The organism is Bacillus cereus group sp. TH152-1LC (assembly GCF_027710505.1).
Lineage (GTDB): Bacteria > Bacillota > Bacilli > Bacillales > Bacillaceae_G > Bacillus_A > Bacillus_A mobilis.
Genome location: NZ_JAQFNK010000002.1, coordinates 509,443 through 532,340 on the forward strand (window position 1 = coordinate 509,443; position 22,898 = coordinate 532,340).

The window sequence follows — 22,898 nt, forward strand, 5'->3', positions numbered from 1 at the left end:
AAAAAAGAAATGGAGAGGAAAACTAAAACAACCGCTCCATTTTTTTGCATAGTGAGGTTATGTATGTGAAACGATATCGACATTTATACTTGTTAAGTTTTACGCTACTCATTTGTTTTGTCGTATTATCACTTTCGTATCATACCGCTTGTATTGAGAAATTTGACAATATAGTCGCGCATTTTATTCAAAGTTTTCGAAACGATTATTTGACAGCCTATTTTACGTGGGTGTCTTTTATCGGTTCCAAAAGAATATATTTTCCGTTGCTCATTATTCTTGTAATGTATTTTCTCGTTAGAAAAAAATTGCTTAGTGCATTACTTCTAACAATTAATTATTATGGATCTCGTTATTTAAACAGTATGCTTAAACTATGGTACGAACGAGCAAGACCTGATGTAACGCAGCTTGTTACGGCAACTGGATATAGTTTTCCGAGCGGTCATACGATGAATGCTACTGCTTTTTTAGGATTTATTGCATACGTCACCATTACTGAAGAACGAATTACATTGCATAAAAAATTGTTGATTATTTTTATAGCGAGCTTTGTTGTATTATCTATTTCAGTTAGCCGAATATACCTTGGCGTGCACTATCCATCTGACATATTAGCAGGATGGGCAGCTGGCGGTAGCTGGCTCGTTTTATGTGTTATATTTCATAAAACGTTCATGAAAAAAGAACCTATGTCATAATAGGTTCTTTTTTCATTGGTTCAACATGAATGTGTGCATGGTAAATGCCAAACTTTTTCCGAAGCATAGCCTCGATGTTGTCAGTAATACAATGACTTTCACCAACATCCATACGAGCATCTACCTCGATTGTAATATCAACGTACGTTTGATTCCCGTACATACGCGCGCGTATGTCTACGATGTTTTCCACGCCGCCAATATGTTCAATAGCACCAGCGTACTCTTCCATCTTATCTGGATCGATTCCATCCGTTAACATATGAGAAGCTTCTACGAAAATTTCCCATGCAGTTTTACAAATAATAAGGCCGACAAGTAAAGCGGCAATAGGATCTAAAATAGGCATTTGGAACTGCGAACCGACAATACCTACTACTGTACCGATACTTACGAGAGCATCTGATAAATTATCCTTCGCAGCGGCTTCTAATGATTTACTTTTTGTGCGCGCTGCAATCTTTTTCGTATACAAATACACAAAGTACATAACGACGGCAGAAAATAAGGCTACCCATGCAGCAAGTACGTTAGGCGCTGCTTGTTTCGGATTGAAAAAAGATTGAATGGCACTAATAACAACCTCTAATCCGACCGTTGCCATAATAAAAGAAGCAACAAGTGATGCAATTTGTTCTGCGCGCGAATGCCCATAAGGATGATCTGGGTCACGAGGCTTACGAGAGATTTTTAGACCAATTAATATCGCTAAAGAAGCACCGATATCCGTTAAGTTATTTAAACCGTCAGCACGTAATGCGCTAGAGAGGGTAATATAACTGATGATGATTTTCATAGAGGATAAAAATATGTAGGCCATAATGCTGACAATCGCACCTTTATCAGCTTCTTTATGAGAAAGAGTATCCATTTTAATCACTCACCTTTCTACAAGGAATTTCTTTCTATAAATAGAGTACCAAACGAAACTCGTGTGGGTCTATACAAACATTGTTGACGTTTTTTAGCTTTTTAAGAAGGGGATAACAAAGTTTCGTGAAGGAAAAATATGTTGTAAAGTGCAAAGTTAGGGTGTAAACGCGATTTTAATCGAGGGGATAGGTGAAAGGATACATGTATTATGATGAATCAGTATACTGCACTGCTGAAAGGTGATTGGGCAAAATAAAGACCCTCTAGAAAATATTTTTCAGAGGGTCTTTATCTTAGTATGCTTCTAAAAACTCAGTAACTTGCTCTTCAGTTTTTGCGTTAGCGCTATGTAAGTGACCTAGCTTCTCGCCATTTTGATATACAAGTAAACTTGGAATACCCATTACTTGATACTCTTCAGCGATACTTGGGAACTCATCTTTATTAATAGAATACCATTCAAACTTATTGAACTCTTCCATTACATCTCCGATAAAATTGTCCATACGTACGCAATCTGGGCACCATGTAGTAAAGAACTTAACAACTACTGGCTCCTCACTTGCGATGATGACTTTGAATTCCTGTTCTGATTTGATTTCTTTCATGATTTGTTTCTCCTTTTTCACTATTAATATTTTAGGTTGATTAGTTGGTGTATTTGCTGTGAAACGAAAACTTCTAACGAGAGTTTTCTTTCTGAATAATTCGTTTGCAAATTGATCCACCGTAGTTTCTTAAATTCCTGGTACAATATCTCAATTAGTGTCCAGTGTGATACCTACTAAACGTTTACTTGTAATCTTTTAGATCATAGAAACGAATATTAGGAACCTTACTTTTCTTTATAAGCTTTTTCATGAGCTGTGTCAAACTTCTGAATTATAAGGTATAAGTAGGGTGGATCAAATTGTATTCATGATAGCCATTGCTATAACGTTCTTTTCCTCAGATGTTTATGAAGCGCCTGTAATGTAATGACGGATAAAACAAGTAATCTCTTTCAAGTACTTAAGAAAGGGAAACGGTGGATGATCATTACTCATAAATTTTATGAGTGAATGAAACAACAAGCAGGAAATTCAAAAATAGATGTAGGGGATGCATGTATGAATTTAGAGGAATCGTTATAAGAACTTATTCGTGAAGTTGTGAGAGAAGAGATTAGGGCGGAGTTAGCTGAGTCCCAGCAATAATCACAACCAAATAAAGTAATGTGTGTGAAAGAAACGTGACTAACAAGAGGGGGAATTGCTGTACTGTATATAGTGGAAGAAAAAACATGATGTGGAGCGCAAAAGGGATTGTAAGAACAACTTAGGAATTATCTAGTGGTTAAGGAGTCAGGGGGAATGTAGATCTGGTAAAAAAATATTATATTATTCTTTCAGAAGGGGGAATTAGGATGTTGAAATGGGTAAAGAAACTGTGTTAAAAAAACGCCCACCTTACATTGTTTGTGAGAAACAAGAAGGTGAGCGACACTTAAAAAAACGAATTGGATTTGTGAAAGTTGTGCCCAAATTACGCATGAATAAGGTATTAAAATAGATACCTGTACCCCTTTACACCTTATTCCATAAATAAGAAAGCTGGTGGGCTTCTGATTCAAGAGCTATTAAATGATCATTATTAATAGAGTTATTCGTATACATTCTGTTCTTTTGGATGTTAAGGACCGTATAATTCACATCGTTATATTTATTTGAAAATGTTGATTCATTTAATAATGTCAGTGTTGAGTTGATGTTATATTTATCAATTCGCTCTTTCTTTCCTTTGAAAAACAGTTTAATAAGATATGGCTCATCATTAATGAGCAAACCGAGTTCAGGTGATGAGCGGACGATTAAATTATCTGATAACCAATGTGATTTACCTGGATCAAACCAAGAGACTTCTTTGTTTTTAATAAATTTTTTGTACTGCTTTATAACATCAATGTAGTTTTGCTTTTTCTTCTGGTCAACAGTTTGTACTAATGTTTCAAAACAGTCAAAAGGTAGTTCGTTTTTATGAAATTTAATAATAGTTTCTCGTAATTGTTTCCAGTAATCAAAAACCGGGTGATATTCAGGTTGAGATTTTAGATTCTTTACAAAATTTGTTTTAGCTGCACTGCTTTTCAGTGTGAAGTCTAAAAATTGTGTAAGTCCCACTTTAATTTCCGCCATGTTACACCCCCTTTCTAAACATTACCAATTCGATATTGGAAAGGGAAATCCTGCATTTTTAAGGAGGTGTACTAGATGCTAGAAAAACCGATGTTCATACACAATGGCTATTGTAAAGCTGATCCGCAAAAATGACGAAAATACCAATTCATTTTATATATTCAGTAACGGTGCTTGAGTGCCATGGATTTTGTGGTTCCTATTGAGTTTGGTAATCATGGAATACTTTCTAAGAGGAGGTAACTGCAATGGATCTACACCCACTAAATGATAATAATACGAAAAAAGGTCCTGTTGTTTCCAACAGGACCTTTCCTAAAATGGCAAAGAGTAACTCTTACCTTACCCTTCTCGTACATAATACATGAAAAAGATAGATGTGTATACAACAAGAAATTCCAATATAAATATTCGGATATAGTGTTTAAGGGTAATTGATTGGATTTTTGAATAAGGAATTAATTTACAAAAGCTTATTTATCAAGGGGTTTAAATGGATTCTTATTAAATTGCAGTTAATAAAGTGATATCGAGATAATAAGATATGCAATTTTGCATACCGGGTTTTAAAAGCGAATAAGAGCATGGAATATCTAAATAATACGAAATTTGAGGGAGAGTAATATTAAAATTTCATTTGTTTTTACTGTAATAAATAAATTCATTTGAACAGAATCGAAAAATGGAGATTTGCCTTAGACATTTATGAAAGTAAAGAATATTTATAACAAAAGGAGTAAATACACAGGTCTAATTTTTGTAATGATGGAGGGAATTGTTGTGGACATAACTCAAAGTATGGCGCGAATAGTGGTTAATGGGAAAGATCTTCCGTTTAATTCAGTTAGAACTTCTGTATGGAATCAAGGGCCTGTAAATGATCTAATTGTTTCAACTAACCAGAGAGTCGAGGAGTTTTATCAATTCATGTGGTCACAAGTACCAGTGACGCTTGCAATGTATTTTCTTCAGGGTGCGGACTTAATGAGGTTTGCTAGAATTATTGGAATTAATCAAAGTGTAACGGGAGAATATATATATCATTTCTCTTGGGGATAAAACGAATGTAAAGTAGCTTAACAGCTGCTTTTTTATTTTGTAAAGGAATTTTAGAAGGTTAGAAAATAAGATTAGAGCTTGATATGTATAATTTCTGACTGTTTTTCAAGTTCGTAAAGTTAATCAGTTACTTCATTTCATACAAGAGGGGCTACTATGAATATGAAGTTTTTAAGGAACGCAAAAAACAGAGAGACATATTTTTGACTCTCTGTTTTTTTATTTTATTCACAAATAGTTCCGGTTGCTATACCAGTTGGAGCAACACCTACTGGAACCGTATCTATAACCGTATTAGTAGCAGTATTGATAACAGAAACAGTATTACTAGCTTGGTTTGTAACATAGGCACGAGTGCCATTTGGTATGATGGTTACTTGATCTGGCGATAAAGCAACAGGAATTGTATCAATTACAGTATTTGTCGCCACGCTTATTACTGATACATTATTACTAACTTTATTTACAACGTAAATACGAGTGCCATCGGGTGTAATATCTATACCAACCGGTTCAATCCCTACGTTAATTGTATTAATTACGGAATTAGTAGCAGTGTCAATAACAGAAACCGTATTGCTATTTTGATTTGTGACATACGCGCGAGTACCATCTAGTGTAAATACGATTATCCTAGGGCGAATGCCAACAGGAATGGTAGCGCTAACTGTATTAGTAGCAGTATTAATAACAGAGATTGTGTTGCTTAATTCGTTTGCAACATATGCAAAGGCTCCATTTGGAGAAACAGTGATTCCTTGCGGAGCATTGCCAACAGGAATGGTATCAATGACAGTGTTAGTACCAGCATTAATAACAGAAACTGTATTATTACCGTGATTTCCAACATAAACAGTTGTGTTATTTGGAGAAACAGCTACACCGATTGGATTAGATCCAACAGGGATGGTAGCGACAACTATATTAGTGGCAGTATTAATAACAGAAACGGTATTAGAAAAAATATTAGTAACATAAGCGCGAGTACCATTTGGTGAGACTGTTACTTCGAGCGGTGCATTATCTACAGTAATTGTAGCAACAACTGTATTTGTTCCGGTGTTGATTACAGATACTGTATCATCTGTTGGATCATCTATAACACCTGCGTTTGTAACATAAACAAGGAAATTACATGCAGGTCCAGTAGGTCCGGTTGGTCCAGTCGGCCCAGTAGGACCCGGTGGACACTCACAATCGCCAGTCGGCCCTGGTGGTCCTTCTGGCCCCTGAATACCTTGCACACCTTGAGGTCCAGTCGGCCCTTCTGGTCCTTCAAGTCCTTGCATGCCTTGCACACCTTGAGGTCCAGTGGGCCCTTCGATTCCTTCTGGCCCTTGAAGCCCTTGCACACCTTGAGGCCCAGTTACTCCTTTAGGCCCTTCGATTCCTTCTGGCCCTTGAAGCCCTTGCACACCTTGAGGCCCAGTTACTCCTTTAGGCCCTTGAATTCCTTTAGGCCCAGTCGCACCCGTAGGTCCAGTATTATTTAAGAGTGAACTGTTCAATATGCCTTGCAAAATTAAGTTGAATGTTTGTTGCAGAAATGGATCGGATAGATTTGAACAACTAATGAGCGAAGATAAATTTTGGAATAGAAATTGGAATAACGCAGAGATTTGAGTAAGAGATGCAGTAGGCAAAGAATTGATTAGTTGAGTGATAGTTCGTATAACTAAATTTTTATTTGGAGTATTTGGTTGTACTGCAATGATTAAATCATTTAACGCTTGTAAAGATGATTGGAGTATTTGTATAGTTGTCGGATTTGGCGTGGTAAAGAAAGAAAGGATAGCTTGATTTAATTGGTTAATTAGGGACAATAATTCTTGTTGCTGAGAAGATGAGAAGAAAACAGGTGTACAACAATTAGTTTGATCGCAAGAGGCTATAGAAATAAAACAGGGGAATTGGAATTTTTCGCACGGATCGTTTGAACTTGGATTATGTTTCATAATTACCTCCTTTTTAAAAATTTTAATAGTAAGTACAGTTTGATAACTAATAGTTGTTTCTAGATTTAAAGTGTTTATGAGTATATGTTTTATGTGAAATATCCAGGAATGTTTTTTTTAAGTATATGTCAACAAAATGGAGTTGTTCTTATGAGACGAGTATTATTGTAATGGTTAGATTTGGTGATCACGATAAGTTTAATTAAGTTAGGATCTAATACAGTTCCATATAGAATTTTATTTAAGATTATTCATTTTGTTTTTTTATATAATCTTCTTTGAAATATGAAATTGAAGATATGAAAAGAAATAATTAAAATGAAAAAGTTTCTAAAAGCAAGTGTACTAGATTTCAGCACTCACTGAAATAAAGAATCATAACATAATTTGTAATAACTTATATGGAAGTGAGTTGACAATAATGTTTTATTCGTATTTTTATTCTCAAGCAGGTATACGCCCAGCGTATGGTACATCCATAACGTTTAGCGGAGCACAAAGTACAGTTCAAGCTGTTCAACAAGCGTTACAAATGCAACAACAAATGCAGATGCAGCAACAAGGTATCCAGCCGTATTATTCATCTACGGAGTATTTTTACCCAGTGCATCAAATCACACCGTATGGAAGTTCTTTTCTTACTATCCCATATGGAACTGTATTTAATCTATAAATGGAAAGTTTAATCAGTAGGGGGCAGGTATCTCAAACCGATGACTAGTTCTCATCAATTGGACATATACGGACGACCCGGCTCCTACCTAACTTTCCCGCATGTTCCAAATTTTTTTGAGGAGTCTTATTACCTCCACGTAAATGGAGAGGTGTAAATGTAGGTGTCAAGTAGTTCCAAACTACAATTTGTAAATAACCGATTAGATAATCTCTGTACATAATACAAGTGTTCTTTTGATGAGAAGATACCGACTAAAGAAACAATGATAATTATCTTATCATGACAAATAATGGTTAATGGTGCTATAAAGGATACAAGTATATTTACTTACACGAACCTAGTCGGGATGCAACAACGAAGTCCTATCTGTGGTTATATCGTACAGGACGATTGTCCTATAACTATTAACCTACAAAGAGTAGGAGAACATCTGAATCGTTTTTTCTAGGTTTGAAAGATATTTACAGCCATAATATCTCATTCTTTGTTTATAATTGTAAATAATTATTAAAATGTATAAATGATGTTTCTTTTATATAAATAAAAAAGAAACAAGGGAAAATAATGCAAATTTTTATGCTGCTGTTTGCTATATTTGGATTTATGTTAGGTTGGATGATAAGTTTTGGGCTGTAAATATATAGGAAAGAGCGAATGTAGATTCGCTCTTTTTTGTATTGAAAGTAAAATAAATAAGAGAAGAATCTATCAAATTCGAATGGAGTGCACTATACATTTAGATTGTGATTTTATTGATATGTTTTCACTTACTTGTATATAAATAGGCGACAAGTATAGTTCTAAAGCAATAGCTCGTCCAAACATTACGAATCCCTCATACATAACATGTAAGGAATAAGCTTGAAAGGGGAACTAGTATGTCTTGCTATAACTACTGTAAGTATTGCAAAGAGTATAAAAAGAAACAGCATGATTGTTGTAAAAATACGAGTAAGTGTAATGACAACGAGGAGAAGCTTGTTAGGGCATCAGCATTTAGAGCTAGAAATACGGTGAATCAAACGGTTCCTGCCAATACTTTTGTAAAGGTATTGTTCCAAAATGAACAATTTGATTTAGCAAATGAGTATAATCCAGTAACGTCCATTTTTATTCCGAAGACTAGGGGAGTTTACTCTGTTATTGGAACGATTGGTTTCTTTCCAAACGATCCTAGCTTAAATTATAGAGCTCGTGTAGAAATTCGTGTGAATGGAAACGCAGCAATAGCGATAGATAATGATTTTTTTGGTCCAATAAGTTTTGGAAATGTAGTAAGTGTTTCGACGATTATTCAATTAAATGAAGGAGATCAAGTTGAGGTTTATGCACAAAGTAGCATAGATGGAGTTTTAAGTCCTTCAGAAGATGGTTCACATTTTGAAGCTGCAAGATTTCCTTCTCCGATTAAATAAAGTCGAGTATATAGAAGATAAAGAATAATCCTCACCAAAATGGTGGGGATATTTTATTCTATTGAAAATAGTAATAGTTTGTCCAAACAATTCTTATCTTTGTTACATAGTATGTAATAATAACTTTAAAGGGGGACTTACTACGTCTTATTATTACTGTAAGTATTGTAAAGATTACAAAGAGAAAAGTCATGATTGCTTTAGAAAAAATAGTCAATGTGATAGAAAGTATGTAAAAGTGAATTGTTGTGATGATAAGAAAGAAAAACTTGTAAGGGCATCAGCATTTAGAGCTGTTAATACAATGAATCAACCTGTTCCTGAAAATACTTCAGTTAAAGTATTATTTCAAAATGAACAGTTTGATTTAGCAAATGAATATAACTCAACAACATCTACTTTTATTCCGAAGACGAAAGGAGTATATAGTGTATTAGGAAATATAACGTTCTCTCCAAATGATTTTAATGTAAATTACAGAGCTAGAGTAGAAATTCGTGTGAATGGAAATCCAGCAATAGCAATAGATAATGATTTCTTTGGGACTGGGGTGTTTTTTAATAATGATATTTCAGTAACGTCTATTCTTCAATTAGAAGCAGGAGATTCAGTTGAAGTTTTTGCTGAGAGTAGTGTTGCTGGGGTAATTGTTCAAAATGTTAATGGTTTGAATACGGTTCATTTTGAAGCTGCAAGATTTCCTTCTCCAATTAAATAACGAATAGAATAAAATACTCTTCAGTAGATTTTGTTAATCCCCTTTACCAAATGGTGGGGGATTATTATTGTTTTTCTAAAATATATAAGTAAATAGGTTAAATATAGTTTGTTTCAGGAGAATTTCACATGCTAGGATGTAAGGTTGAAAGTGCCAGCATATTATGAGTTTTAGATCTTCTACAGATAATAAAAGAGTTTAATGAAACATGTAACATGGTTGTGAAATTTCTTTTGCATTACATTTGCTAGTCGTCTTATGTAATAGAAAAGACAACTTAATTTATTAATACATTAAAAGCCGTATAATTACGGGCTTTTTCTTTACTATATAGAAATTACATATTTAACATAGGTATATATAGATATTACTATTCTATGGAAAGGAATAACATTAAGGCGATTACACTATATAAAAATAAAATAAACCCTAAGATGAGTAGTATTGGATGCAACTTGAACATATTTGACCTCCTTAATTATATAAAGATTTTAATACATCTATGGTCAATTTAGAAGGGAAATGTTCTAGATGAATCAAGTTTGAATAAATATACTAATGTAACAGAGGGGTGAAAGTATAATCAATAAAGGAGTATTGTTGGGGATACCTTGAGTAGATTGTTTATAGAGAACAGGTGGGTTTACCATTCATGAAATATAAAAGTGAACAGATTTAAATATACAGGATGAGGGAGAAATAAAAAAAGAGCATACACAAACGGTACGCTCTAAAGAAAGATAGGTTTTATGAGTGGATAATCTCCATACGATAATATATGCTCGATTAATAAAAACGTGTAAAAAATCAATAGATTATCAATGGAATAACATGAAATGAGTAATTTTTGTCTATTACTAAATTTGTCTAACTAACAAAGTTATAAGGGGTGTGAATAGAACAGATTAACAACTGGATAATGATCGTATTTCAGTTTCGTATTTTTTGTAGTTTGGATATTGCGTAATAGTTTGACATTTAGGTGTGGAAAGTTGATTAATTATAGAAACATTTGTAATTACTTCGTTACAAGGACCGAAAAATGTAATTTTCAGTTTTGAATTTGGAGGTACTTTGACCACGATAGGTTTTTTTTTCATGAAATCATCTCCTCATATGCAGTATTGTATACTGCGCTTTTTCGTTCAGATTATAAAGGCGTATTAATATAATATGAAATTTTAGTCGTGTTGATAATGATATGGGGTTTTAAGGCGTGGTAAGAATGCGGAGAATGCATTGAAAACAGAGAATGTTCTATAAAATGTTTAATCGATATAATAGGTAAAAGTAAAAAATAAGTAATTTATCTAATACACTTTTTTCCTTGATACATATAATAATAGTAAGAATTGTATTAGGAGGTAATGAAAGAGTGCAAGAAAATGTACAAGCTCAGCTTTCACCACCGTGGATCACATATTTCAATGAGTTAAAAAATTCAATTGGTGCTGATCCAACTGTTTCAGTTGGTCCGCTAATTCCAGTTGGCGGGAATTATATTATTTTAGTGCATGCGTTAAGTAATGAAAAAGCGATAGCGTTAGCAACGCTTCTAAAATCTTTTGTAGAATTTGGGAATGTAAGTGTAACAGTTATTGTAACGAATAATGAAAATAGCATTGTAAATCCACTTCCATGTCCACTAGATGCATTTGAAATTGCTCATTTGTTTCAAGTGGCGCTAGAAAATAATCCTTATTTTGAACAAGTTGTTGTACAGCCGCAGCTTCCTGGTGGATCAAATGTTGTCTTTCCAGTTTTTGCAGCGCAAGTGATTCAATTTTTTAACGATGATATTTCAAATTTATGTCAAACATTTACTGGTGTTGCTGCAAATGTATTTCATGATGTAATGAACGATGACGTTTGTGATATCCAAATTTTATTCTCCACAAGCTGTGTTACGAGCAGTGAGAGTGCACAATTACAAAATACAGATCTAACACCAAAATTGTTTTACTAGATTGTAAGTAGACATTTTCTTTATTAGAAAATGTCTTTTTTGTATGCATTAACGTTACTTTGTGTAGCTAATTGCGGATGATGGCTGAAATTTCTACTGATAAATATATAGCGTGTAAAGATAGTATATTTGATGTGAAAATATATAAGAAATGAAAGATAAATCATTTTCGATAATATAGAGTAAACATAAGAAATACAGAAAGTTAGCTGTTATACATATGTTTATTAGTCTAAAGAAGATTAATACTGATGAGTAGTAATAGAAAGAACGTTTCTAATACTAGATTGAATAACCAATATTATTTACTAATGGATGTTAGTATATATTTCAAATTTGTGAATGAACTGTATGAAATATAAATAAAATTAATGGAAGTCTAATTAATAGATTATAATTTTTGAAAAATAATATAGATTCTCCTTATTTATATTATAGATAGCTAGTATTAGGCATAAGGAGATTTCAATAAAGCTAGCTTTGAATATGATAATAAAAAGGGGATGAATTGTATTGGGGTATATTATCGATATTTCAAAATGGAATGGAACGATTAATTGGGATATTGCAGCATCTCAGCTAGATTTAGTTATTGCTAGAGTTCAAGATGGATCGAATACGGTAGATTTTATGTATCAAAATTATGTGACTGAAATGAAAAAACGCAGTATTCCATTTGGGAATTATGCATTTTGTCGCTTCATTTCTATTGCTGATGCAAGGAAAGAGGCACAAGATTTTTGGAATCGCGGAGATAAATCTGCTAAGTTTTGGGTGGTGGATGTAGAAATTCAAACGATGATGGATATGCAAGGGGGGACACAAGCCTTTATAGATGAATTACGCCGTTTAGGTGCGAAAAAAATAGGACTATATGTGGGGCATCACACGTATGTATCATTTGGAGCACGTAATATTGAAGTTGATTTTGTGTGGATTCCTCGTTATGGTGGGAATAAGCCAGCATATCCTTGTGATATTTGGCAATATACTGATTCAGGAAATGTTCCTGGTATTGGGAAATGTGATTTGAATCAATTAATAGGAAATAAGTCGCTTTCTTGGTTTATAGGCTCAGATCAAGTAAATCAATATATTCTATCTGACAAAGAGGATACACAGCAACCAAATGGTATTGGTATTGCAATTTCAAAATATAATGATGGATATGGTATAAACGTATATGAAAATCCTGCGAATCCTCAGTTTACAGGTACAATCACTCAAAAAACGCCATATTTAGTCTTACATGGTTATTGGGGAGGCGCGGATAAAGATATGATTTGCTTAGGCAATGATAAACAGTGGGTATTTGTAAAACATTTTGATGTGCAATGGTTTTATGCAGTTTCAAAATATCCTGTTGGGTATGGAGTAAACTATTATGCAGAGCCTGAATGTATAAATTATAAAGGTAATATTGATGGGTCAAAATCTTTTCGTGTGTGGGGCAGAGCCAAAAATGCGGTAGATATCGGGCAAAATAATTGGATACTGAAAGAACATTTAAATATTAAGTACCTATAAGTAAATAAATGTTTTAGGTATACATAAAGGGTCATCTTACTAATACATAGTAAGATGACCCTTTATGCATTGAAAAAAGAACAAGATACATAGTTTATTCAAATGAAATGAATTACATGTGGAAAACACATTGTTAACACAAGTACATTGTATAGTTATTCTTATATAATAATAAAAGTGAGGTATTTTGAATTGAAAAAGAAAAAGCTATTTTTAGGAACAATTATTTCATGCGTAGTACTGGCATTATCGGCATGTGGTTCCTCAGGCAATGTAGTAACATCAAAAGTAGGAAATGTTACAGAGAAAGAGTTAAGTAAAGAATTAAGACAAAAATATGGGGAAAGTACTTTATACCAAATGGTGTTAAGTAAGGCGTTACTAGATAAATATAAAGTTTCAGATGAGGAAGCAAAAAAACAAGTAGAAGAAGCAAAAGATAAAATGGGTGACAACTTCAAAGCGACTTTAGAGCAAATTGGATTGAAAAATGAAGATGAATTAAAAGAAAAAATGAAGCCGGAAATCGCATTTGAAAAAGCGATTAAAGCGACTGTCACAGAAAAAGATGTAAAAGATAATTATAAACCAGAGATTAAGGTAAGTCACATTTTAGTGAAAGATGAAAAAACTGCTAAAGAAGTGAAAGAGAAAGTAAATAGTGGTGAAGATTTTGCAGCTTTAGCGAAGCAATACTCAGAGGATCCTGGTTCAAAAGAACAAGGCGGAGAAATAACTGGTTTTGCTCCAGGACAAACGGTGAAAGAATTTGAGGAAGCTGCATATAAATTAGATGCAGGACACGTAAGTGAGCCAGTAAAAACAACTTATGGTTACCATATTATTAAAGTGACAGATAAAAAAGAATTGAAGCCATTTGATGAAGTAAAAGACCAAATTCGTAAAGATTTAGAACAGCAAAGACTACAAGATACGACTGGTAAATGGAAACAACAAGTAGTCAATGATTTACTGAAAGATGCTGATATTAAGGTGAACGATAAAGACTTTAAAAATACATTTGAATTTCTAGAAAAGAAATAATGACTGTAATTAGAAAAAGGGAACCTTTATAGGTTCCCTTTTTCTAATTAGTGTGTGAGTTATAAATAGATAGTAAGACAATACAATATTACATTTAAATATTAAGAATTACAATGGGAATTTATGTAATTTTTAAAGTTGGAACGATCAATGCTTCATAGAATATTGATATTATAATGTTTCATTTGCTTAATTTCATTAAATATAAAGCTAATTTATTAATCTTCTCCCACTATTTGCAGGCAATCTGATTGGTGTAGGCTAATTATTAGTCGAGAATGAACAAAATCCTAATTGATATAAATTTTACTTTATTGAAGCGGATAAACATAATTTGCAGAATGAAACATATAATATTATTGAAAAAATATTGATTCTAAATGAAGTGAAAAGCAGAGCATTCTACTAAAAAAGGATGTTCTTTTTAGTATGAAATTTTTAGGATAAAGAAAGAATGCTTTTAAACAAATTATTTAATAGATAAATATATTATGTAGGAGGAGAAAATATGAAAGTAATTTTTCAAAGAGAAGATGGAGGGAAGATTTTTGAATCATATGATGAAGAGATAAGTAACTTATTAGCTATTTTAAAGGAAACGAAAGGGATTAAGATTGGGATGGTTGAGTATGAAGTATTAAAGTACGAATTAGAGTATTTTCGCAACCCAAAAAAAGCAGAAACAGAGAGGGAGCTACATATAATATTACAACCAAAATATATTTAATAATTAGGGGCAATTATTTATAAATAGTTTTATACAGTATGTACAAAAAGAGAGCGTTTACATTCCTCTCTTTTCATAGAAATTCATAAGGAACGAATTGTGGTCCGTTATAAATTCCCTAAATTTTGTGAGTTCGTTCTTTATAATATATGCTTTCATTTATAGTTGGTTAATAAACTTGAAAAATTAAAACTTTTTAGTTTAGGCAGGGATTTTATATTCGAGTAGATAAATATTCATATAAAGTACATTGTATACGAATATTAGGAGAGTAAAAATGAGTTTAGCAAGTTATATAGGCTGCAATGTAGAAATTCCGTTAACGGATCCAGATTCGAATGATGTAATTATTTTTGGACCGTGTTTTTCAGACGAAAGAATGCTTGAAATTGTACAAGAGTTTCAATTCCAAACAAGTTACACGCATGAGGTTTCAATGAGTTGGGGCATTGAACTTTATGAGTGTAAAACTGAAAAGGAGAAGAAAGAAGCTAAAAAAAGCTATTAGCTTTATGATCGATTATGGAAGGATATTTAAATGAGGGTGACTATTTTGAATTATTCAGTTGTTGGGTTGGTTATGAAGATAAGGAACGAGTGGGGGAATAAAAATTAAAAATAAACCATTTTAAAATTGATGAAATTTCGATTCCCAAAAGAACACTTGTCAGGATAGAAAAATAAATATAGAAATATACATTATAAGAAAAAAGCGACTTCATTTTATATGAAGTCGCTTTTTAGTAAATATGTGAACTTCCTATTAAATAGGAAGTGAAAAAATCATTTGATGAAGAAAATCAATGATGGATATATGTATAAGAAAATGATTTAAATTATTTTTTGTTAAAAATAAAATTATTTCTCTTCTCAAAAGAATATATGTTCGTGTATAATTAGAACGAGTGTTCCGTTTAATGCAGCTACTATATGAATTAGAAGTAAAGTGAAACGTTAATCAGTGAGGTGCTTATTGTCCATTGACTATTAGCTTTCACCAATTCGGTGTTTACGGGCAGTTAGTTTTCGACTTATATACCTCACATGTGCCGAATTTTGAGGTGGGAGCTTTACTACTTGTTAATGCGTGAGAAATATGAGCCAAGCAATTATGAAAGAATAATCAAGGAATAATATATGTGAAATAGAATGGATAAATGATCAAGGAGATAAAAAAATGAATGATGTAAAGGTGCAGAAAATAGACAGAGAATGGGTTCCATTTACAGTAAGGTCGGAACAGTTGTTAAGTATGAGAAAGATTGTTGGAGAGAAGTTTAAAGTACAAAAACCGCTCTTAACAAAAGAAGCAAAAGAGAGAATTTCTGATAAATTATTAACGTCATTATTGTCGGATAAAGAAATATTGGTGACATATTTTGAAGGTGGCTACATACTTACAAGCTATATGACAGTTGTGCATATAAACCCGCTAAAGTGCATTGTAATATGTACGGACGCATTTTATAAAACTTATGTATTTAATACTTCGGATATTATTGAAATAACGTAAAGGAAGCTGAAATAAAATTTTAGCTTTTTATTTTTGTTAGATGTGGAGCAGAAAAAATGAAACGAAAAAGCAGCTAGCTTCATACTAGCTGCTAAGCCCCAGGGAAAGGGAGAAAAAGATAGGGTACTCCAAAAATCAATAATAGCTGTGTAACAGCCTGATTATAGTATAGACAAATTTATTATTCCTAAACAGTACGATGTAAAAAATAGGACTACGCTGTACCTACCTGGTTTTGATCTGCAAGGTCAGAATCAAACGTATTAGTCGCGCTCACACCATTAAAAGTATTAACAACAAAACCAACGTTTGAAGCACCAGATCCATTATAAGCCTTCGTATTTTCTTTCGGAGAAACGTTGTAGAAATCGCCTAAATTAAATGAACCGTTACTATTTTGTACAACTAAATTCCCTACAACTGAGGGCATAGTTTTCACCCGCTTTACAATCATTTGTTAATACTAATATATGGCCTTATAGTCCAAATGGTTCATGTAACAAAAATCGTGGAATAGTAAAACGTTTGAAGTGTAGCTTAATCCTGCAATAAAAGTATGTTAAAATTAATGTAAGGTCGATTAATTTTTTTAAAAAATTGTATAATTAATATATGTGAAATAAAAGGAGGTAAAATATAATGAATAATGTTATAAAAAAAGTAGATTTAACAGATGCAAAATCAAGTAATCTTGTTGCACTTATTTATAGCAATGAAGTTATATTGGTTGAAGAAGCATTTTGTCCAAATGAAATAAAATTAAAGTTTAATGAAATTGCAATTTTATCGGCTATTAAAACAGCACATATAATGAAAGTATCGATCGGAAAAGAACTGGAAGCAATTTTTCATGATACTGGTGTTTTATTTGTGAAGCATAGTGTTGATTATGGAAATAGTCAATCTATCACTATGCATTTTGAACAATTCAAAAAGTTGCAAAATGAGATTGAGAATTTAAACAAAAGTAGGTAATCTAGGTGTAGATTATATGTATCGGTGTAAGAAATACGGGAAAAAGAAGCTGAAATATAAAAGCAATAACGAAATAAATAATGATTTTTTTGATATATAAGCAAGAGTAACTGTTATGGTTACTCTTTTTGTTTACATAAAAACTCCTTCTAAAGTATGAAATAAGTTGATACTTTAGTAAATGGCTGAATGAAAAGGAAGAGTATAAAATGTTGTAAAGGAGGAGAGATATTTGAAGCGAAACGAAATTGGAAAAATTGTAATGATTACAGGAGTGACGCAAGGGTTAGGTCGTGCAATGGTTGATCGATTTCATGAATTGGGATGGACTATATATGGCTGTGGGCGTTCAAAAGATAAAATTGAAGAATTGAAAAATTATTACGGTAATATACATGATTTTCAAATAATTGATGTTTCAGACTCCCAGCAAGTAAGTAGTTGGGCAAATTATATACTGCATAGACATAGAGCACCTGATTTGTTAATAAATAATGCATCAATTGTTAATAAAAATGCGCCACTGTGGAAAGTAACAGCTCAAGAATTCGAAAATGTAATGAATATAAACGTAAATGGTGTAGTAAATGTAATTAGGGCATTTGTCCCAGCGATGGTAGCTAGGAAAGAAGGAATGATTATTAATATGAGTTCTAGTTGGGGCCGAGAAGGAGAAGCTGAGCTGGCGCCATATTGTGCCTCAAAGTTTGCAATTGAAGGTATCACGAAATCTATGGCACTTGAGTTACCTAATGGTATGGCTGTTATTGCTTTAGATCCAGGCGGGAGCATAAGCACTCCAATGCTGTATTCATGTGCACCACAGTATGTAAATGAATCACCCACACCTGAAATGTGGTCATGTAATGCGATTAAATATATATTAAATATAACAATAGATAAAAATGGATCTTCATTGACATGCCCAGAATGTATGTAAATATAGATTGAATTAGCATATTTTCAGTGATACACACTTTGTATAAAAAAGTACCTTTAAGGTGCTTTTTTGTATTTTTAACACATTATAGAATGCACAAAATTACATGTAGAAAATAAACATGAGAAAGAGGATGCAATTTATGTATTTCGAAAGCAATAGAAAATTTCTAAATAGGTGATAAGAATGAATCCAAGCAGTTTAAAAGTGACGGGAGCATGGTATCAAGTAGGTGGAAATCTTACGACGGCTATTGGGGCGACAAGAGGATTTATTGGAGAAGAGAAAGTTGAATCAGATCTTGTAATTGTAGGAAGCTCATTACAAGCCCTCGGGTATATATTACAAATTATAGCGAGTAATGATACCGAAGATGAAGGCGAAAGAGAAAAGCAAAATATATGTTTGGAGAATAAAAGTGAAATGCTCGATAAAATGGGCATTGAGTTATTAGCGTTAGGGAATATATCAAATGTAATAGGAACATATTTTAATATAAATGAACAATCGAAAGAGAATGATTATCTTATTATTGTCGGGAACAGTTTACAATCGATAGGTGCTTTTTTAGGAGTAGAAGCAGCTTTGCTTCAGATGAAAGCGATACAAAGAATTATAATACTAGGAAATTCTTTGCAAAGTTTAGGTGCTGGACTTCAAGCGTATCAAGGTATTATGAATATATCAAAGAACGAAATAGAACATGAATACATTATGGTTGATAAGAAGAATGAGAAGATAATAGCACTCATTGGTGTTTGGATACAAGCGATAGGTACTGTTATTTCTGCGATTGGATTAACTATCATAGAGAAAGAAGAAAGGGTAGAAAAAAATAAAAATATGAAATTATTCATGTAAAGGAGGTATGTGAAATTTCAATTTTACATAAGTAGAAAAGTTGAAGTAGTAGGTTTTTTTGCATTAGAATAGAATATATAACAGTAGAACAGTTATTAGATGAAATACAAAGATAATTGGTTTTATTAGTGTATGAAGAAAGATAAAAAATACAAAACGAGGAGTTTTCAAGAGATGATGTATTTATTGGCAATTCTTCTTCCGCCTGTAGCCGTATTATTTTGCGGCAAACCATTTCAAGCGATAATTAACTTCATATTAACATTAATATTTTGGGTTCCAGGAGTTATACATGCGATATTAGTTGTACATGATAAAAAAGCAGATCAGCGTTTAAGAAAACAAATTCGAGCATATGATGAAATGAATAAGAGGGATAGAAGATAGCTAAATTAGGAAATGAAAAAAGAAAGGGGGACTACCGCCTTTCTTTTTTCATTCTATTTAAGTTTAAATTTTAGTATAGCGGTAAGAATTTTTAATATAAGTATTGTGATAATTAGTTTTAGATTGTGCGCTTAATAAACCGGTGTAAATGTTTTCAGGCACGTTAAAGAAATCATACATTCCATTCTTTAATTGAATACGTAAAATCATAGAAAAAGGATTATAGCCAACAGCAACTATATTTTTTGAAATCACGGGAGATAGCTTCATCATTACGGAACTCCTCACTTTTCATTTTTAATAATTTCTTGTAGATATTGGGGTTCTGGTGTTGAAATCCTTATAATTAACGAGGTATTATATTTATATGCAATATATTAAATGTTCGTTATACGTAATTATAAGGAAGTTCACACGAAGTACATATCGTTGTGCTATTTTTATTTCACCTTTGATTTATAAATAAGAAAATATTGACCATTTGAAAAAAAGGTATATTATTTATACGAGGTATTAAAAATTCACTTTTTACATTCTATGCTTAAAGGGGCAGCATTATTAGGAAAAATAGAAGTGAAAATAGTTTGTATAAGAAGTATTCTAAAATTTATAATCTGTGAATTAGGAAAATATTGAATGCTCCAGGTCAATATACTTTCTTAATTAAATTCAGTTTAGAAAGTGACCTCAATATTTTTAAGTAAATCAACGGGAGAATTGAAAGGCAGGAGAAAGTAACATGTCAGAAAATTATCGTTCTCGAGAGGAGCGACGACAAGTTAAAAAGAAAAAACAGCCAGCTTCTAAAACACAAAAACCAAAAGGGAAAACATCATTTTTTCGTAAGTTTTTAATTACTTGTTTATTACTTGGTATTGTTGGTTTAGTGGCGGGGGTTGCTACCTTCTTCGTAATGATTAAGGACGCACCAAAACTTGAGAAAGCAAAACTTGTTAATCCGTTATCCTCAAAAATTTATGATAAAAATGGCGATTTGGTATATGAATACGGGAAAGAGAAACGGACGAATGTTACGTATGATCAAATACCTAAATTAGTAGAAAATGCATTTTTAGCAACTGAAGATGCACGTTTTTATGAGCATAGCGGAGTAGACTTCAAAGGTACTGCCCGTGCTGTTTTGGTGAGTCTTAAAGGAGATTACGGTTCACAAGGTGGAAGTACAATAACGCAGCAGGTTATTAAAAACTACTTCTTATCGATGGAAAAAACATCAAAACGTAAGGTTCAGGAAATATATTTAGCGTATAAGCTAGAACAACAATATTCAAAACATGAAATTTTGGAAATGTATTTAAATAAAATTAACTTAGGAAACCGTTCATATGGAATCGCAACAGCAGCACAAAACTACTATGGTAAAGAATTAAAAGAGCTAACATTACCAGAAGTTGCGATGCTTGCCGGTTTACCGAAAGCACCGAATAACTATGATCCATCGAAACCAGAAAACGTTCAAAGGGCCACAGAAAGAAGAAATGTTGTACTAGGGTTAATGAATCGACATGGTTATATTACAAAGGCAGAGATGGAAGAAGCATCGAAAGTACCAGTGGATAAAGATATTAAGAGTGCAGGTGAGCTACAGGCAATGCCATATCCTGCATTTATGGATGCGGTTGTGAAAGAAGTTGAAAAAGAATTGCCAGATGCTAATATTGGATCTGACGGTTTAGAAATTCATACAACATTGGATCCAGATGCACAGAAATTAGCTGAAAATATTTTAAATACAAATATTGTTAATTATCCAAATGATAAATTCCAAGGTGCTTTCACATTTATGGATACGAAAACAGGTGAGGTTCGTGCTATAGGTAGTGGGCGTGGTGAAAATAAAGCAGTATTTAAAGGGCATAATATGGCAATTGAATTAGATCGTGCAGCTGGTTCAACGATGAAGCCAATCTTTGATTACGGTCCTGCAATTGAATACTTAAAATGGGCAACGTATCATCAAATTGATGATTCTCCATTTAAATATTCAACGGGACAAGAACTTCGAAATGCAGACAGAAGTCATTTAGGCCCAATTACTATGCGTGAAGCGTTAAAAATGTCACGTAACGTTCCAGCAGTTAAAACTGCAAAAGAAGTAGGACTGAATAAATCAAAGGAGTTCTCTGAGAAATTAGGTATTACATTTAATAAACCGCCGGCAGAATCTACAGCTATAGGTACAAATGAAGTATCACCAACTGAAATAGCTGGTGCTTATGCGACATTTGGTAATGGTGGAAAGTATGCAAAACCGCATTTTGTTAAGAAAGTAGTTTATCCAGACGGCAAGTCACAAAGTTTTGAGCAAAAACCAAAACAAGTTATAGCTGACTCTACAGCATATATGATTACTGATATGCTTCGTTCAGTGGTAACATCAGGTACTGGTACAGCAGCAAATATAAGTTCTTTAGATGTAGCTGGTAAAACAGGTACAACAAACTATGATTCAAGACAACTCGCGAAATATAACATTCCAGAAAGTGCGACTCGTGATAGTTGGTTTGCAGGTTATACACCGCAATATACGATGGCGGTATGGACTGGATATATGAAAGATGGTAAAGACGAGTATATTAGTAGTAAAAATACGAAAATTGCACAGTTGATCTTTAAAGAAATGATGAGTGAGTTTGCTACTGACAAATCACGCTTTAAAATGCCAAGTACTGTTATTCAGGAAGGTAATGAGTTACGAATAAAAGGGAAAAAACGAGATTCTTCTCCAAATACGAGTGTACAGGATACAACAGAACAACCTAAACAAGATCAACAACAAAAGACTGAAGAAGAGAAAAAGCAAGAAGAATTAAAGAAACAAGAAGAGCTTAAAAAACAAGAAGAACAAAAGCAACAAGAGGAACTGAAGAAGCAAGAAGAACAACAGAAACTAGAAGAGCAAAAGAAACAAGAAGAACAAAAGAAACAAAATGAACAAAATAATGGGAATGGCCAGGGAACGCCACCTCCAGCAAATAATGGAGGAGGCCAAGGAACACCACCTCCAGCAAATAATGGAGGAGGCCAAGGAACACCACCTCCAGCGAATAATGGAGGAGGCCAAGGAACACCACCTCCAGCGAATAATGAAGGAGGCCAAGGAACACCGCCTCCAGCAAATAATGGAGGAGGTCAAGGGAATACAACGCCACCAGCGACGACACAACCAGATACTGGCGGAAATGCGGGAGAAGTTCCTGCTAATAATGGGCAATAAGAGAAGTTAATAAAAAGTATAAAAAAAGCACTTAAGATTTGTGGAAATTACAAGCTTAAGTGCTTTTTTATCGTTAAAATTAAAATGTCAATTATTGATTTCCTACAGAAAATTACTATAGTAAGCAGTTTATTGGAGATTAGGATTAA

The 22,898-nt window shown here is 33.0% G+C and carries 24 protein-coding genes; 17 read left to right on the forward strand and 7 right to left on the reverse strand.

Going from position 1 to position 22,898, the window contains the following annotated elements:
- The first annotated feature begins 65 nt into the window (after positions 1-65).
- Positions 66-701 (forward strand): phosphatase PAP2 family protein, encoded by a 636-nt coding sequence (locus PDL00_RS09115; protein WP_033656043.1) that lies wholly within the window; start codon positions 66-68, stop codon positions 699-701.
- Here PDL00_RS09115 and PDL00_RS09120 read toward each other — a convergent pair.
- Together PDL00_RS09120 and PDL00_RS09125 are read right to left on the reverse strand one after the other, a co-directional pair.
- Positions 691-1,572, reverse strand: coding sequence for a cation diffusion facilitator family transporter (locus PDL00_RS09120; RefSeq protein WP_242252184.1), 882 nt, complete (start codon positions 1,570-1,572; stop codon positions 691-693). The genes PDL00_RS09115 and PDL00_RS09120 overlap by 11 nt on opposite strands.
- Positions 1,573-1,867: 295 nt before the next feature.
- A complete protein-coding gene (locus tag PDL00_RS09125; RefSeq protein ID WP_270728656.1) occupies positions 1,868-2,182 on the reverse strand; it encodes a thioredoxin family protein in 315 nt (104 codons plus the stop codon).
- Between the two features lie 805 nt (positions 2,183-2,987).
- Between PDL00_RS09125 and PDL00_RS09130 the strand changes: the two genes are divergently transcribed.
- Positions 2,988-3,125 (forward strand): hypothetical protein, encoded by a 138-nt coding sequence (locus PDL00_RS09130; RefSeq protein WP_242252185.1) that lies wholly within the window; start codon positions 2,988-2,990, stop codon positions 3,123-3,125.
- Positions 3,126-3,139: 14 nt separating this feature from the next.
- Here the strand turns inward: PDL00_RS09130 and PDL00_RS09135 are convergent, their stop codons facing one another.
- The gene (locus tag PDL00_RS09135) at positions 3,140-3,748 is read right to left on the reverse strand and encodes a hypothetical protein (protein WP_242252186.1); all 609 of its coding nucleotides are present in this window, start codon (positions 3,746-3,748) and stop codon (positions 3,140-3,142) included.
- A 705-nt stretch (positions 3,749-4,453) separates the two neighbouring features.
- Between PDL00_RS09135 and PDL00_RS09140 the strand changes: the two genes are divergently transcribed.
- A complete protein-coding gene (locus PDL00_RS09140) occupies positions 4,454-4,807 on the forward strand; it encodes a hypothetical protein (protein WP_242252188.1) in 354 nt (117 codons plus the stop codon).
- Positions 4,808-5,031: 224 nt separating this feature from the next.
- Here PDL00_RS09140 and PDL00_RS09145 read toward each other — a convergent pair whose 3' ends face one another.
- A complete protein-coding gene (locus PDL00_RS09145; protein ID WP_270728659.1) occupies positions 5,032-6,762 on the reverse strand; it encodes a collagen-like repeat preface domain-containing protein in 1,731 nt (576 codons plus the stop codon).
- A gap of 421 nt (positions 6,763-7,183) precedes the next feature.
- On the opposite strand from PDL00_RS09145, the gene PDL00_RS09150 reads away from it, so the two are divergent.
- The 3 genes from PDL00_RS09150 (at position 7,184) to PDL00_RS09160 (ending at position 9,571) form a co-directional block, all read left to right on the forward strand.
- Positions 7,184-7,435 (forward strand): DUF3947 family protein, encoded by a 252-nt coding sequence (locus PDL00_RS09150; RefSeq protein WP_270728662.1) that lies wholly within the window; start codon positions 7,184-7,186, stop codon positions 7,433-7,435.
- 881 nt (positions 7,436-8,316) lie between these two features.
- Positions 8,317-8,853, forward strand: coding sequence for a C1q-like domain-containing protein (locus PDL00_RS09155; RefSeq protein ID WP_270728665.1), 537 nt, complete (start codon positions 8,317-8,319; stop codon positions 8,851-8,853).
- Between the two features lie 106 nt (positions 8,854-8,959).
- A complete protein-coding gene (locus PDL00_RS09160) occupies positions 8,960-9,571 on the forward strand; it encodes a hypothetical protein (protein ID WP_270728815.1) in 612 nt (203 codons plus the stop codon).
- Between the two features lie 905 nt (positions 9,572-10,476).
- Here the strand turns inward: PDL00_RS09160 and PDL00_RS09165 are convergent.
- Entirely contained in the window at positions 10,477-10,671 is a 195-nt protein-coding gene (locus PDL00_RS09165) for a hypothetical protein (protein ID WP_097907479.1), read from the reverse strand.
- 275 nt (positions 10,672-10,946) lie between these two features.
- Between PDL00_RS09165 and PDL00_RS09170 the strand changes: the two genes are divergently transcribed.
- The 6 genes from PDL00_RS09170 to PDL00_RS09195 all read left to right on the forward strand — a co-directional run bounded on the left by PDL00_RS09170 (position 10,947) and on the right by PDL00_RS09195 (position 16,348).
- Positions 10,947-11,537 (forward strand): hypothetical protein, encoded by a 591-nt coding sequence (locus PDL00_RS09170; protein WP_270728667.1) that lies wholly within the window; start codon positions 10,947-10,949, stop codon positions 11,535-11,537.
- Positions 11,538-12,050: 513 nt separating this feature from the next.
- Entirely contained in the window at positions 12,051-13,064 is a 1,014-nt protein-coding gene (locus tag PDL00_RS09175) for a glycoside hydrolase family 25 protein (RefSeq protein WP_270728670.1), read from the forward strand.
- A gap of 192 nt (positions 13,065-13,256) precedes the next feature.
- A complete protein-coding gene (locus PDL00_RS09180; protein ID WP_242257091.1) occupies positions 13,257-14,108 on the forward strand; it encodes a peptidylprolyl isomerase PrsA in 852 nt (283 codons plus the stop codon).
- A gap of 508 nt (positions 14,109-14,616) precedes the next feature.
- Entirely contained in the window at positions 14,617-14,835 is a 219-nt protein-coding gene (locus PDL00_RS09185; RefSeq protein ID WP_242257092.1) for a hypothetical protein, read from the forward strand.
- Positions 14,836-15,112: 277 nt separating this feature from the next.
- Positions 15,113-15,343, forward strand: coding sequence for a hypothetical protein (locus tag PDL00_RS09190; protein ID WP_242257093.1), 231 nt, complete (start codon positions 15,113-15,115; stop codon positions 15,341-15,343).
- 669 nt (positions 15,344-16,012) lie between these two features.
- Entirely contained in the window at positions 16,013-16,348 is a 336-nt protein-coding gene (locus PDL00_RS09195) for a YolD-like family protein (RefSeq protein WP_270728674.1), read from the forward strand.
- Positions 16,349-16,562: 214 nt separating this feature from the next.
- Here PDL00_RS09195 and gerPF read toward each other — a convergent pair whose 3' ends face one another.
- Positions 16,563-16,778 (reverse strand): spore germination protein GerPF, encoded by a 216-nt coding sequence (gene gerPF, locus PDL00_RS09200; protein WP_001141565.1) that lies wholly within the window; start codon positions 16,776-16,778, stop codon positions 16,563-16,565.
- A gap of 209 nt (positions 16,779-16,987) precedes the next feature.
- Here gerPF and PDL00_RS09205 point away from each other — a divergent pair, with 209 nt between their 5' ends.
- From PDL00_RS09205 to PDL00_RS09220, 4 genes are all read left to right on the forward strand, one after another.
- Entirely contained in the window at positions 16,988-17,323 is a 336-nt protein-coding gene (locus tag PDL00_RS09205; protein ID WP_270728676.1) for a hypothetical protein, read from the forward strand.
- A 232-nt stretch (positions 17,324-17,555) separates the two neighbouring features.
- On the forward strand, positions 17,556-18,263 hold the full coding sequence (locus PDL00_RS09210; protein ID WP_270728678.1) for an SDR family oxidoreductase: 708 nt from the start codon (positions 17,556-17,558) through the stop codon (positions 18,261-18,263).
- A gap of 186 nt (positions 18,264-18,449) precedes the next feature.
- Positions 18,450-19,124: a DUF6944 family repetitive protein gene (locus tag PDL00_RS09215; protein ID WP_242257096.1), complete on the forward strand. Its 675-nt coding sequence runs from the start codon at positions 18,450-18,452 to the stop codon at positions 19,122-19,124.
- Positions 19,125-19,298: 174 nt separating this feature from the next.
- Positions 19,299-19,511: a YqaE/Pmp3 family membrane protein gene (locus PDL00_RS09220; RefSeq protein WP_242257097.1), complete on the forward strand. Its 213-nt coding sequence runs from the start codon at positions 19,299-19,301 to the stop codon at positions 19,509-19,511.
- Positions 19,512-19,574: 63 nt separating this feature from the next.
- Here PDL00_RS09220 and PDL00_RS09225 read toward each other — a convergent pair whose 3' ends face one another.
- Positions 19,575-19,784, reverse strand: a complete 210-nt coding sequence (locus tag PDL00_RS09225; protein WP_131933606.1) for a KTSC domain-containing protein — start codon at positions 19,782-19,784, stop codon at positions 19,575-19,577.
- Positions 19,785-20,250: 466 nt separating this feature from the next.
- On the opposite strand from PDL00_RS09225, the gene PDL00_RS09230 reads away from it, so the two are divergent.
- Positions 20,251-22,749, forward strand: a complete 2,499-nt coding sequence (locus PDL00_RS09230; protein ID WP_270728682.1) for a PBP1A family penicillin-binding protein — start codon at positions 20,251-20,253, stop codon at positions 22,747-22,749.
- Positions 22,750-22,898 lie beyond the last annotated feature (149 nt).